The organism is Streptomyces tuirus, from assembly GCF_014701095.1.
Classification (GTDB): domain Bacteria; phylum Actinomycetota; class Actinomycetes; order Streptomycetales; family Streptomycetaceae; genus Streptomyces; species Streptomyces tuirus.
Genome location: NZ_AP023439.1, coordinates 1,374,323 through 1,387,184 on the forward strand (window position 1 = coordinate 1,374,323; position 12,862 = coordinate 1,387,184).

At 72.1% G+C, this 12,862-nt stretch carries 12 protein-coding genes and 1 pseudogene; 5 read left to right on the plus strand and 8 right to left on the minus strand.

Features of this window, described 5'->3' with window-relative positions:
- A complete protein-coding gene (locus IGS69_RS06440) occupies positions 1-774 on the plus strand; it encodes a DUF72 domain-containing protein (RefSeq protein ID WP_190897632.1) in 774 nt (257 codons plus the stop codon).
- A 220-nt stretch (positions 775-994) separates the two neighbouring features.
- Here IGS69_RS06440 and IGS69_RS06445 read toward each other — a convergent pair whose 3' ends face one another.
- Entirely contained in the window at positions 995-1,363 is a 369-nt protein-coding gene (locus IGS69_RS06445; RefSeq protein ID WP_185009519.1) for a GntR family transcriptional regulator, read from the minus strand.
- A gap of 71 nt (positions 1,364-1,434) precedes the next feature.
- Between IGS69_RS06445 and IGS69_RS06450 the strand changes: the two genes are divergently transcribed.
- Together IGS69_RS06450 and IGS69_RS06455 are read left to right on the plus strand one after the other, a co-directional pair.
- The gene (locus IGS69_RS06450) at positions 1,435-2,364 is read left to right on the plus strand and encodes a GNAT family N-acetyltransferase (RefSeq protein ID WP_190897633.1); all 930 of its coding nucleotides are present in this window, start codon (positions 1,435-1,437) and stop codon (positions 2,362-2,364) included.
- A complete protein-coding gene (locus IGS69_RS06455; RefSeq protein WP_190897635.1) occupies positions 2,345-2,845 on the plus strand; it encodes a DUF402 domain-containing protein in 501 nt (166 codons plus the stop codon). The genes IGS69_RS06450 and IGS69_RS06455 overlap by 20 nt, the downstream gene beginning before the upstream one ends.
- Here the strand turns inward: IGS69_RS06455 and IGS69_RS06460 are convergent.
- Positions 2,804-3,436, minus strand: a complete 633-nt coding sequence (locus IGS69_RS06460) for a class I SAM-dependent methyltransferase (RefSeq protein ID WP_190897636.1) — start codon at positions 3,434-3,436, stop codon at positions 2,804-2,806. The genes IGS69_RS06455 and IGS69_RS06460 overlap by 42 nt on opposite strands.
- 139 nt (positions 3,437-3,575) lie before the next feature.
- Between IGS69_RS06460 and IGS69_RS34950 the strand changes: the two genes are divergently transcribed.
- Complete coding sequence (locus IGS69_RS34950; protein WP_269783150.1) at positions 3,576-3,710, plus strand: hypothetical protein; 135 nt, start codon at positions 3,576-3,578, stop codon at positions 3,708-3,710.
- A gap of 30 nt (positions 3,711-3,740) precedes the next feature.
- Here IGS69_RS34950 and IGS69_RS06465 read toward each other — a convergent pair whose 3' ends face one another.
- Positions 3,741-4,190 (minus strand): GNAT family N-acetyltransferase, encoded by a 450-nt coding sequence (locus IGS69_RS06465; RefSeq protein ID WP_190897638.1) that lies wholly within the window; start codon positions 4,188-4,190, stop codon positions 3,741-3,743.
- Positions 4,191-4,370: 180 nt separating this feature from the next.
- On the opposite strand from IGS69_RS06465, the gene IGS69_RS06470 reads away from it, so the two are divergent.
- Positions 4,371-5,393: a lytic polysaccharide monooxygenase auxiliary activity family 9 protein gene (locus tag IGS69_RS06470; RefSeq protein ID WP_190897639.1), complete on the plus strand. Its 1,023-nt coding sequence runs from the start codon at positions 4,371-4,373 to the stop codon at positions 5,391-5,393.
- A 106-nt stretch (positions 5,394-5,499) separates the two neighbouring features.
- On the opposite strand, the gene IGS69_RS06475 is transcribed toward IGS69_RS06470, so the two are convergent.
- From IGS69_RS06475 to IGS69_RS06490, 5 genes and pseudogenes are all read right to left on the minus strand, one after another.
- Positions 5,500-6,360, minus strand: a complete 861-nt coding sequence (locus IGS69_RS06475; RefSeq protein WP_190897641.1) for an esterase/lipase family protein — start codon at positions 6,358-6,360, stop codon at positions 5,500-5,502.
- 173 nt (positions 6,361-6,533) lie between these two features.
- Positions 6,534-6,713: pseudogene (locus IGS69_RS34545) on the minus strand (MarR family transcriptional regulator); the annotation flags it as partial.
- A gap of 33 nt (positions 6,714-6,746) precedes the next feature.
- On the minus strand, positions 6,747-7,730 hold the full coding sequence (locus IGS69_RS06480; protein WP_190897642.1) for a DNA polymerase Y family protein: 984 nt from the start codon (positions 7,728-7,730) through the stop codon (positions 6,747-6,749).
- Positions 7,727-11,248, minus strand: coding sequence for a DNA polymerase III subunit alpha (locus IGS69_RS06485; RefSeq protein ID WP_190897644.1), 3,522 nt, complete (start codon positions 11,246-11,248; stop codon positions 7,727-7,729). The genes IGS69_RS06480 and IGS69_RS06485 overlap by 4 nt, the downstream gene beginning before the upstream one ends.
- 185 nt (positions 11,249-11,433) lie before the next feature.
- Positions 11,434-12,516 (minus strand): S1 family peptidase, encoded by a 1,083-nt coding sequence (locus IGS69_RS06490; protein ID WP_190897645.1) that lies wholly within the window; start codon positions 12,514-12,516, stop codon positions 11,434-11,436.
- Positions 12,517-12,862 lie beyond the last annotated feature (346 nt).

A 12,862-nucleotide genomic window follows, 5' to 3' on the forward strand; every position in this document is an offset into this window, starting at 1 on the left:
ATGACCCTGTTCGTCGGCACGTCCGGGTGGCAGTACAAGGACTGGCGGGACGTCCTCTATCCGCCCGGGCTGCCGATGCGGCTGTGGCTGGAGGAGTACACGCGGCACTTCGCCACGGTCGAGATCAACAACGCCTTCTACCGGCTGCCGGCGCGCGAGACGTTCGAGGACTGGCGGGCGCGGGTGCCCGGGGACTTCGTCGTCGCGGTCAAGGCCAGCCGCTATCTGACCCACATCAAGCGGCTCAAGGACCCCCAGGAGCCGGTGCACCGCCTGATGAGCCACGCGGCGGGCCTCGGCGACCGGCTCGGCCCGGTCCTGCTCCAGCTGCCGCCCACCCTGCGCGCCGACCCGGGCCTGCTGGACGCGTGCCTGGCCTGCTTCCCGGCCTCGACGCGGGTCGCGGTCGAGCCGCGCCACGACTCCTGGTGGACACCGGAGGTCCGCCGCGTCCTGGAGTCCCGGCGCGCCGCCCTGTGCTGGGCCGACATCCTGGCCCGCCCCGCGACCCCCCTGTGGCGCACCAGTGACTGGGGCTACGTCCGCTTCCACCAGGGCCGCGCCCAGCCCTGGCCCCGCTACGGCCGCCGCTCCCTGGCCACCTGGCTCGACCGCATCGCCACGACGTGGTCCGCCGGCGAGGACGTCTACGCGTACTTCAACAACGACCCGGGCGGCGCGGCGGTGGAGGACGCGATGGCATTCGCACGGCTGGGGAGATCCGCGGGGCTGGACATCACACGGACACCCGAGCGCCTGGCGCGGACCGGCTGACCCGGCCCATCCTCTCCGCGGCGCCGCCGTCGCCCCGGGGGCGCGGGGCTGTACCAATGTGCGGCTCCGCCGCGTGAGCGCGACCAACCCTCACCGGCCCGGTGGCCGAACACTCCCGCACGACGTCACCCCGGGGGCGCGGGGCTGTACCGATGTGCGGCTCCGCCGCGTGAGCGCGAACAACCCCCACCGGCCCGCAGACAACGCCCCCACACAAGGCCTACTCCCCGTAAGCCGCCCGCAGGGCATCCCGTACCGCCGCCAGCGCATCGGCCTCCGTGAGCCCGAGCCGCCGGGCCCGCTCCACATAGGCCTGCGCCGCACTCGCCAGCTCGCGATCCGCCGCCGAGCCGGCGGCAGCCACGAACGTGCCGTTGCGGCCCCGCGTCTCGATCACCCCGTCCGCCTCCAGCGCCCGGTACGCCTTGGCGACCGTGTTCGCGGCGAGGCCCAGCGACTCGGCCAGCCCCCGCACGGTCGGCAGGCGGTAGCCCACCGGCAGCGCGCCCGACCGTGCCTGCTCGGAGATCCGCGCCCGCACCTGCTCGTAGGGCGGGGCGCTGTCGTCGATGTCGATCTTCAAGGTCACAGGCCGATTGTCGCGCACCCGGCGGAAAATGAGAGGCACCCCGGTCGCCTCTCCGCGTAGCGTGCGCCTCCATGACCGTGATCGTGCGCGACCTGCGCCCCGATGTCCGGGCCGATGCCGAGGGGTTCTCCACCACCCGCCGCCTCGCCCTGCCGTACATGCTCTCCACGCCCGAGGCCGTGGTGCACACCCTGACGCACGCTCACCCGGACGCCCACTTCGGGCAGCTCGTCGCCGAGGAGGACGGCGAGATCATCGGCACGGCCCAGGTGCATGTCGCCCACGACAGCCCGGAACCGGGTCAGGGCTCCGCCAACATCTATGTGCGGCCCGGCCACCGCAACCGCGGCGCCGGTTCGCTCCTGCTGCGCACCGCCGAGGAGCGTCTGGGGCGCCTGGACGTCAGCAAGCTGTTCACCTGGGTGCTGGACGAGCCGGACAACCGCGCCTTCGCCGAGCGGCACGGCTTCCGGGCCAGCCGTTCCGCCTGGTTCCTGCGCCTGGACCTGGCGACGGGCACGCTGCCGCCCCTAGCCGATGTCCCCTCCGGCGTCGAGCTGCGCACGGCCGCCGACTTCGCGGACGACCCGCGCCCGATGTTCGAACTGGACGCGGCGACGTCGTCGGACGAACCGAGCGACATCGACGTCGAGTTCACCGACTACGAGGCCTGGCTAGAGGAGCACTGGAAGCACCCGCTGCTGAACCGCGACCTGACCACGGTCGCCGTGGTCGACGGCCGCCCCGCCGCGTTCAGCGTGGCGTACACCGACGGCGGCTCCCGCTACGCCACCGCCATGACCGGCACCGCCCGGGAGTTCCGCGGCCGGGGCCTGGCGAAGCTCGCCAAGAACGACTCCCTGCACCGCGCCCGCGCGGCGGGATGCACGGAGGCGTTCACCGGCAACGACACCGGCAACGAGCCGATGATCGCCATCAACAAGTGGTTCGGCTACGAGATCTGCGCGAAGGAGGTGCGCTATGTCCGCGAACTCGGCTGACCTGCCCGCGCGGCTGGAGGTCGTGCTCGTCAAGGCGGGGCGTACGAAGATCCGTTACAGCGGTGAGCTGCTGGCGGACGACGGGACGCGGGTGGCGGTCCGCGCGCCCTGGGCGGGCTCCGGCGTCCGCGACTTCGGGTTCGTGCGCTTCGAGCCCGGGGACGTCTTCACGGAGTACTACTGGCGCGACCGCTGGTACGCGGTGAAGGAGGTCCGCTCCGCCGCCGGCCAGCTGAAGGGCTGGTACTGCGACGTCACCCGTCCCGCGCGGCGCTCCGGTCCGGAGCTGGTCGTCGAGGATCTCGACCTGGACCTGTGGCGCTCCGCGGACGGCACGGACGTACGGCGCCTGGACGAGGACGAGTTCGCCGAGAGCGGCCTCGGCGCGTCGGATCCGGAGGCCGCGCGGGCCGCCCTGGCCGCGCTCGACGAGCTGCAGTCACTGGCCCGCGGCGGCGGGTTCACCGCGCTCCTCGCCTGACGGGCTGATCTCGGCGACCACCGCGTACCGCTCGTCCGTCACCGGTCCGCCCCACAGCCGCGGGTCGTCCGAGAGCCGCTCCACACGCAGCTGCCCGGCGATCGGGGCGAGCTGTGCGGTGAGCCGCTCGGCGGGTATGCCGACCGGCTCGACGCCGCCCCACACGCCCTCGACCAGCACGAGCCGCCCGCCCGGCCGCAGCAGCCCGCGCCAGTGCCGCAGGGCGCGGCCGGGATCGGGCAGGGCCCACAGGACGTGCCGGACGAGCACGGTGTCGAAGCGCTGCTCCCCGACCGGCGGTGACGCGGCGTCCCCCACGAGGAACACCGCGTCGCGCCCGGCGAGCTTCTGGCGGGCGAGCGCCACCATGGCCGGGGAGAGGTCCACGCCCGTCACCCGGTGGCCCTGCTCGGAGGCGAGGAGTGACAGGCTGCCGGTGCCGCAGCCGAGGTCGAGGACGTCCCCCGCCCGCCCGGGCAGCCAGCCGCTCAGCCGTCCGGCCCAGGCGCGGCGCACCTCGGGGTCACGCAGGCCGTGGTCCGGCTCCTCGTCGAAGGAGGCGGCCTCGGCGTCCCAGTCCACGTTCGTCATGGGCCCCAGAGTGACACCCGCCACTGACACCCGAATGGTGACAGCCGCCACAGACAGACCAGGACCGATGAGGAACTCTCCCCCGAAAGGTCTACCTCCGTGAGAACGCGGAACCCGACAGACCTTTAAGGAGGCAGCCATGCGCCGTGTGACCGTGCAGAAGCCCCTGAAGAAGACGGATGTCCGCCGGGCCCGCGATGAGGCCGACGAGCGCCCCGCGGCGCGCCCGGAGGTCCGCAAGGACATCGCCCGCACCTGGTGGCCGGACGCCTGAACGGCCGGTACCGATCATGAGACGCACGCCTCAGAGCAGCCGCTTGCGGTAGTGGACGCGGTCGTAGGGCCCGTCCACGCGGCGTTCCACCCGTTCGTAGCCGTATCTCGGATAGATCTTCTGGTTCTCCCACATCAGCGCGTTCGTGTAGAGCCTGACCTCGGGCAGCCCCAGTGCACGCGCGTGTGCGTCCACGAACCGCAGCAGCCGCCGTCCCACTCCTCCGCCGTGCGCGCGGGGGTGGACGGCGATGGTGTCGAGGAAGAGATGGTCCGCGAACGCCTCGACCACGACGAGTCCGGTCACGGGATCGCCCGTCACGAACACCTTGCCCGCGGCCACGTTCGCCGCGTGGTCCTCCTCCATGGGCTGTGGCACCCGCCCGATGCGCGCGATGTAGGGGCGGAAGGCCGCGTCGATCACATCCGCGACGACCGGTACGTCGGCGGCCCCGGCCGGCCGGATCTCCTCGTCTGCCATGCCGCGACGGTACCTACCTGATGCCAGTCCAAACACTCCCTTAAGCGGGCCATAAGGATCTCCTCCACCCGCCCTCAGCAGGCGATTTCACGGTTCTCACGGGCTAGCTTCGGATCACCCCACGGGATCCGGCCCACCCGGGCCCGGACCTGTCCCATGAACCGTTCGAGGAGTTCCCGCATGCCCGCACGACGTCAGGTGGCCACCGTCGCAGCCCTCGGCAGCCTCCCGCTCGCCCTGACCGCGCTGACGGCGGCCCCGGCCGCCGCGCACGGTTCGATGGGCGACCCGGTCAGCCGGGTCTCGCAGTGCTACGCCGAGGGTCCCGAGAGCCCGAAGTCGGCCGCGTGCAAGGCGGCGGTCGCGGCGGGCGGCACCCAGGCCCTCTACGACTGGAACGGCATCCGCATCGGCGACGCGGGCGGCCGGCACCAGCAGCTCATACCGGACGGCAAGCTCTGCAGCGCCGACAACGCGGAGTTCAAGGGGCTCGACCTCCCCCGCGCCGACTGGCCCGCGACCGGCGTCCGCAGTGGCTCGCACACCTTCAAGTACCGCGTGACGGCCCCTCACAAGGGCACCTTCAAGGTCTACATCACCAAGCCCGGCTACGACCCGGCCAAGCCACTCGCCTGGAAGGACCTCGATCTCGCGAAGCCGGTCGCGACCTCCACCGACCCGGCCGCCACCGGCGGTTTCTACACCTTCTCCGGCACCCTGCCCCAGCGCTCCGGCAAGCACCTGCTGTACGCGGTCTGGCAGCGGTCGGACAGCCCGGAGGCGTTCTACTCCTGCTCGGACGTCAGCTTCGGCGGCGGTGGCGGCACGGCAGGCGGCGGTGGCACGGCAGGCGGCGCCGCCGCTCCGGCCCCGTCCGCCTCCGCTCCCAGCGAGAAGCAGATCAAGGACGGCAACGCCAAGTCGACCGTCGAGCACCACGGGCACGGCGACAACGACCCCAGCACCTCGGCGGAGCCGGCCGCGGCCCCGAAGGAGAGCACGCCGAACCGGCCGAAGGCCGCCGCACCCGCGCCCAACCGGCCCGAGGCGGCCGGCGCCACGGAGAACCTCGCCGAGACCGGCGGTGACAGCACCACCCCGTACGTCGCGGTCGGCGGCGCGGCGGCGCTGGCCCTGGGCGCCTCGGCCCTGTTCCTCTCGGCCAGGCGCCGGACGGCGAGCGGCGGCCGGCAGGGCCGCTGACCCTCACCGCCCCACGGCTCGGGGCCTGTCCGGCGGCTCAGGCCGGACAGGCCCCGAAACGTTTCCCTGACACGTGTCAACGGGCCAGGTCAACGGGTGACACGTGTCATTCGAAGGCCGACAGACAGGTGGTGGGCGTGGCCCGACCCGGATCGAGGGCGTTGGCCACCTCGTGGAAGACGACCCGGTCCAGCAGCGCGACGGCCAGGTGCTCGGACAGGTCGACGGCGCACAGGTCCTGGAGCAGGACGTTGCGCACGTCCGGCCCGTTCAGGTACTGGCTGCGCCACGGGGTGACGACCTCGTCGTACTTGGTGGCGATGACGGTGTACCGCACGCCGGGCACGGTGTCGCCGCCCGCGTTGAGCTTGGTGAGGAAGGCGGAGCCGGTGACCTGGTCGGCGAGGGCGGGGGTGTTCTTCGACAGCAGGTCGGCCGCGCCCGGGAAGTAGGGCAGCAGCTTGGTGAATCCGTTGAGGTCGGTGCCGTGGTTGCTGGGCGCGATGCCGACCAGGGCGTTCACCTTGGCGGCTCCGCCGAGGAACTTCAGGTAGTAGCGGGGCATCATGCCGCCCTGCGAGTGCCCGACGACGTCGGTCTCGGCGGCTCCGGTCGCGGCGAGCACCTTGTCGACGAAGTCCTTGAGCTGTCCGGCGGACTTCTCGGCGGGTCCGAGGCCGTGGAAGAAGGGGACGCCCTCCAACTGGCCGTAGTCGAGGGAGAAGACGCAGTAGCCGCGGACCTTCAGGTAGGGGGCGAGGCCCAGCCAGTTGTCGACGGAGTTCCCGAGGGTGCCGTGGACGAGGACGACGGGGCGGGGGTGGGCGGCGGACGGCTTGCAGGAGTAGTCGTTCCAGCCGGAGCTCGGGGCGCCGGCGGCCTGGGCGGTGGTGGCGGGGACGGTGAGGGCGGCGGCGGTCAGCACCAGCGCGGACAGGGGTCTGAGCACTCGCTTCCAGGGCAGCATCGGGTGATCTCCTTGCGGCTCAAGGGGGATGCGACGGGACGGGGCCCTGTGATCCGGATCACGAGGATGCTGTTCACTCGTCAAGTTACGGGCGAGTAGTCAAACTGGGAAGTTACGCGTCAGTAAAAACTTGCAGCGATAACCGGCACGCGAGGCCCCGGGCCGACGCGCCCTCACCAGGCGGGCCGAAGGGGCCCTTGCGACGCGATCCGCTGCAACCGCCGCCCCAGCGAGCGCATGTCCCGCTCCCCCAGCAGCTCCCCCCACTCGCGCACGGCTTCCGCGGCCGCCTCCTCCGTGGCCCGGGTGCAGGCCCACCCCCGCCCGGTCAGCACGACCAGCCGCGGGCGAGCACGCCCTCGTGGACCGGCGTCACGGGGAGGGAGCTACGCCGCCCGCCCCCCTAGTCCCCCGGGCATCACCGCCCGCGGCCCGAACTTCGCCCGCGCCTGGTCCGCGACCTCCTCGATACGGCGGACCTTCTCGTCCACCGGGTCGAAGGTCAGCTGGTGGGAGGCCCGGTCGGCGGGGTCGAGCCCCTCGGCGCGCAGGGCGATGGCCCGCACCCGGGCCCGCTGCAGCCCGAGCGCCTCGTACATGCCGTACGCGGCCCTGGTCAGCGCCGGGGAGTGCGCGGTCGGTTCGGTCAGGGTGCGGCTGCGGGTGGTGGCGGACCGGTCGGCGTAGCGCACGGTGAGGGTGAGCGTGCGGCAGACCTTCTCCAGGGCGCGCAGCCGGGCGCCGATCTCCTCGGCGGCCGACAGCAGCGCCCGGCGGTGCCGCTCCGGGTCCAGCTCGTCGCGTCCGAAGGGGCGTTCCGTGGCGAGGGACCGGGAGACGGCGTTCGGCACGACCCGGCCGCGGTCGACGCCGTTCGCCTTCTCGCGCAGCTCACGGCCGGGCTTCGCGCCGATCAGCCGTTGCAGCGTGGACAGCGGCGCGGCGGCGACCCGGCCGAGGGTGTCGAGGCCGTAGTCGCCCAGCGTGCGGGCGGTCGCGGCGCCCACTCCGGGCAGCGCTGCGACGGGCTGGTCCGCGAGGAACTCCGCGATGGCGTCCGGCTCGTCGGGCACCGTACGCGTCACCCCGGGGGCCGCGTCGCGCAGCGCCATCCGGGCCAGCATCGGCCCGGGCCCGGCCCCGATCACGCAGTCGACGCCATGCAGCGCGAGCGACCGCACCCGGATCACCGAGGCCAGTTCGACGGCGTCCCGCCGGAAGTACCGCTCGGCGCCGCGCAGGTCGGCCAGCGCACCGTCCGGCGGCAGGGCCTGGACGACGGGGGTGAACTCCTCCAGCATCCCGAGCAGCTGGGGCAGATCCGCCTCGCTCGTCGGAGGCAGCTGGAAACGTACGCAGAGGATGGTCATCCCGCACTCCCCGGACTCTGGTGCCACAACTTCCTTGTGTTCGCGGGCCCTTCGCCCGCCGGACGCAGATCGGCCCAGGGGTGCATCTCGTACCCCGTGGACATGCGGATCTTCCGCTGCTCCATCGGATCCTTGGCCGCGGAGCCCGTCGGCGCGGGCGCGCCGTCCGACCCGGCGAGCCGCCGCCGCACGGCCCCCTCACCGTCGTCACCGGAACCCTCTTCACCGGAACCACCGGAACCACCGGAACCACCGGAGCCGGGACCGGGACCGGCCAGCCGGGCCGCGACCCCCTCCAGCCCCTCCTCCCGGCGCACTTCCAGCAGATCCGCGAGGTTCCAGGCGGCGGCGCCGACCACGCTGAGGCTGCGCGGGCCGCGCCGCTGCACCACCCCGCGCACCAGCAGCAGCCAGGAGTGGAAGACGGTGTGGGCGCAGGCGTCGTGGGAGTCGTCGAAGAAGGCGAGGTCGACCAGGCCCGTGCCGTCGTCCAGGGTCGAGAAGATGACGCGCTTGCCGGACCGGATCGGCGGCGTCTGGGTGGCCGCCTTGGCGCCCGCGACCAGCACGGTCTCCCCGTGCCGGGCCTCGCGCAGCCGCCGCGCCGAGACGACGCCCAACTCGTCGAGGAAGACACGGTGGTCGTCCATCAGATTGCGCGAGGCGTCCATGGACAGCACGCCCAGTTCGGCGCTGAGCCGCTCCGCGGAGGTGAGGTCGGGCAGCCCGGCCGGCGCGGTCCTCCGCCCCCCGGCCAACGGCAGCTGGCCACCGCCCCCGCCCCGGGCACCCCGGTGCAGCTCGGTCAGATGCAGTTGCAGATCACGGCGGTTGGCGCCGAACGCGTCCAGCGCTCCCACCTGCGCGAGCCGCTGGGCCAGCGGACGACTGGGCCGGCCCCGCTCCCAGAAGTCGACCAGCGAGTCGTAGGGCTGCCCCTCGGCGATCCGCGCCGCCTCGGCCTCACTGATGCCGTGGACATCGGAGAGGGCCAGCCTCAGCCCCCATTTACCGGACACCAGTTCGATACGGTGTGCGACTCCCGACGCGTTCACGTCCAACGGCAGCACCGGCACCCCCCGCCGCCGCGCGTCCGCCAGCAGCAGCCGCTTCGGATACATCCCGGGATCGTGCGTGAGCAGCCCGGCGTAAAAGGCAGCCGGATGATGCGTTTTCAGCCACGCCGACTGGTAGGTCGGCACGGCGAAGGCAACCGCGTGCGCCTTGCAGAATCCGTACGAACCGAAGGCCTCGACGATCTCCCAGGTCCGCTGAATCGTTTCCGCGTCATATCCCCGGGCCGCCGCGTGCTGCGCGAACCACACCTTGATCCGCGCCTGCGACTCCGCGTCCGACAGCCCGCGCCGCACCCGGTCCGCCTCGCCGCGTCCGCAGCCGGTCATGATGTCGACGATGTCGATGATCTGCTCGTGGAAGACGACGACCCCGTACGTGTCGCGCAGCGGCTCCTCCAGATCGGGGTGCGGATAACGGATCGGCGCCCGCCCGTGCCGCGCCTCGATGAACGGCCGCACCATGTCGGCGGCGACCGGCCCGGGCCGGAACAGCGAGATGTCGACGACGAGGTCGTGGAACGTGGCCGGCTGGAGCCGCCCGACCAGATCCCGCTGACCGGGCGACTCGATCTGGAAGCACCCGAGCGTCTCGGTGGACCGGACCAACCGGTACGTCTGCGGATCCTCCGGCGGCAGGGCGTCCAGATCGACCCGCACCCCCGACACCCGCTCCACTTCCCCCACCGCGTGCGCCATGGCCGACTGCATCCGCACGCCCAGCACATCGAGCTTCAGCAGCCCGAGGTCCTCGACGTCGTCCTTGTCGAACTGCGACATCGGAAAGCCCTCGCCACTGGTCGGCATGACCGGCGTACGCGCGAGCAGCGAGGCGTCCGACAGCAGCACCCCGCACGGGTGCATGGCCACCCCGCGCGGCAGGGCGTCCAGCGCCTCGACCAGCTCCCACAGCCTCCCGTACTTCTCCTTCTCCCCGGCCAGCGCGCGCAGCTCGGGCAGCTCTTCCAGCGCCGCGCGGGCGTCCCGCGCCCGGATATGGGGAAAGGACTTGGCGACCCGGTCGATCTCGGCCGGATCCATCGACAGAGCAGCCCCCACATCACGGATCGCGTGCCGCACGCGATACGTCTCCGGCATCGCGACGGTCGCGACCCGCTCGGTGCCGAACCGGTCGATGATCGCGCGGTAGACCTCCAGCCGGCGCGCGGACTCCACGTCGATGTCGATGTCGGGCAGCACGACCCGCTCCTTCGACAGGAAGCGTTCCATCAGCAGCCGGTGTTCGATCGGATCGGCGTGCGCGATACCGAGCAGATGGTTGACCAGCGACCCGGCCCCGGACCCGCGGGCGGCGACCCGGACGCCCATGGTCCGTACGTCCTCCACCACCTGGGAGACGGTCAGGAAGTAGGAGGCGAATCCGTGGTGGGCGATGATGTCCAGCTCGTGGTGCATCCGCTCCCAGTACTCCCGCCGCCGGTCGTACCCGCGCAGCACCATCCCGGCCGCCACCCGCGAGGCCAGCGTCCGCTGGGCGGTGCGGCGCCCCGCGCCGACCAGATGCGGCTCGGGAAAGTGGACGGTGCCGATCCCGAGATCGTCCTCGGGGTCGACCAGGCACTCGGCGGCCGTGGCCTCCGTCTGCTCCAGCAGCCGGTGAGCGGTCTCCCGCCGGAACCCCGCGGCCTCCACGACCCGCTCCGCCACACCGGCCATGTCCCCGGCGCCCTTGAGCCAGGCCGCACCGGAGTCCAGCCCCTGGGCCGGGTCAATGGGCACCAGCCGCCGGGCGGCGTCCAGCACGTCGGCGACCGGCCCGAGCCCCGGGTCGGCGTACCGCACCGCGTTGGTGAGCACGGGCCGGATGCGCTGCTCCGCGGCGAACCCGACGGTACGGGCGGCCAGCCGCAGCGACCCCGGCCCCGTACCCTCCCGGCCGTGCCAGACGGCCTCCAGCCGCAGGTCGTCGCCGTAGAGGTCCCGCCAGGGCACGAGCAGCCGCGCCGCCCGGTCGGGCCGACCCGCGGCCAGGGCGCGTCCGACATCCGACCCGGGCCCGAGCAGCACGGTCAGCCCCTCGGCGTGATGGCGCCCCCAGGGCAGCAGGGGTGTCCCCTCTCCTTCATGGGCAGCCGAGACGAGCCGGCACAGCTCCCCCCACCCCCGGGCACCGTCCCGGGCGAGAAAGGTCACGCGGGGGGCCGACTCGTCGACAAAGGCACCACCCCGCACCGGGGTCCGCCGCCGCCGCTCAACCCTGGGCTCCGCACTCCCCACCGCCAGATCGGCCCCGAACAGCGGCCGCACCCCCACCTTGCCGCAGGCCTTCGAGAACCGGACCGCACCGGCGAGCGTGTCGCGATCGGTCAGCGCCAGGGCGTCCATGCCCCGCTCGGAGGCACGTTCGGCCAGCCGCTCCGGGTGCGAGGCTCCGTAGCGCAACGAGAATCCGGAGGCGGTGTGCAGATGCGTGAACCCCGGCACACGCACCTCCCGTACTCGTGAGCCACACCAGCTCTCGAACATCTGTTCCCAACTACCTCACCCCCACCATACCCCCATCTTCGAATGTATGTGCGACCCCCGTTCGAACCCGCCCCACCTGCGGAAACACAGCGAAAAGCTCCGCCCCCACAAGAGGGGGGCGGAGCTCAGCGAACTCCGAGGCGTCAGCCGATCTCGGTCCCGGTGGCCGACAGCGCCTCGGTCACCGGCTGGAAGAACGTCTCCCCGCCCGAGGTGCAGTCACCACTGCCACCCGACGTGAGCCCGACGGCCTTGTCGCCCGAGAACAGCGACCCGCCACTGTCACCCGGCTCCGCGCACACGTCGGTCTGGATCAGCCCGTTCACGATGTCGCCGTTGCCGTAGTTCACGGTGGCGTCCAGCCCCGTGACCTTGCCCTCGTGCACCTGCGTGGTCGACCCGCTCCGGGTCACCGCCATGCCGACGGTCGCGTCCGCCGCACCCGAGATCTTCTGGGTGGACCCGTTGTACAGGTTCACCTCACTCGGGTGGGCAACCTCCGCGGTGTACTTGACGAGCCCGTAGTCGTTGTCCGGGAACCGGGAGTCCGCGTTGGTGCCGATCTCCTTGCCGCTGGAGTCCGACCACGTGGAGATGCCCTCGGTGCAGTGCCCGGCGGTCAGGAAGAACGGCTCGCCGCCCTTGACCACGTTGAAGCCCAGCGAGCAGCGCCCGCCGCCACCGGTGATCGCGTCGCCACCGGCGATGAAGGGCTTGTACTCCCCCTTCGACCGCTTGAGTTCGGCCTTCGCCCCGAGCCCGTCCACGACCTTCGTCAGCGTCGTCCACTCGGCCTCGGAGACCGTACGGTCGGCGGTCACGACGACCTTGTTCGTCGTCGGGTCGGTCACCCAGGCGGTGCCGGGGATGGTCGCGTCCGCCTTCAGCGTGCTGCGGGCGCTCTTCAGCTCGGCGAGGGAGTTGGCCACGACTCTCGCCTTGGCGCCGGCCTTCTCGACGGCCCGCGCGGCGGCCTCGTCGAGCACGTTCACCACGAGGCTCTTGCTCTTGGTGTCGTAGTACGTCCCGGCCGCGTCGCCGCCCAGGTCCTCGGCCAGCGTCGAGGCGAGCTTTCCGGCCGCCGTGACCGACAGGGTCCGGGGTGCGGACGCCTCAGGGGTCTCACTCGCGTTCGCGGTCTGGAACGTCACTCCCGCGGCAACCAGCGCGGCTATGCCCGCGCCTGCCACGACTGCACGCCGCTTGGGTATGCGTCGGTGCTTCAACTTCTGTCCTCCTGTGGGGGGTCGGCACCAGAGGTTGTGGGGACCTCAGGAGCCGGAAGGCTTGGTTGACGAGCGCCCACTATTCCGAGGACAACGGGGAGCACACAAGGGTGAGTTCGAGACGCGCGTAGACAGCGCTTCGCACGCCCCCTCATTTTGATCGTCCGCGATCAAATCGGACCCAACCCCCGTGCGTTCACACTGCAAATATTACGCGCGAGTAATATGCGCCCACTCTACGAGGTCCGCACATGGCTGAATTTCGCCCCTCTGACGGCCGGTTCGAAGAGCCACCCACACCTAGCCAAAACCCCGCACACAGCCCAAAACTCCCCGAACAACACGA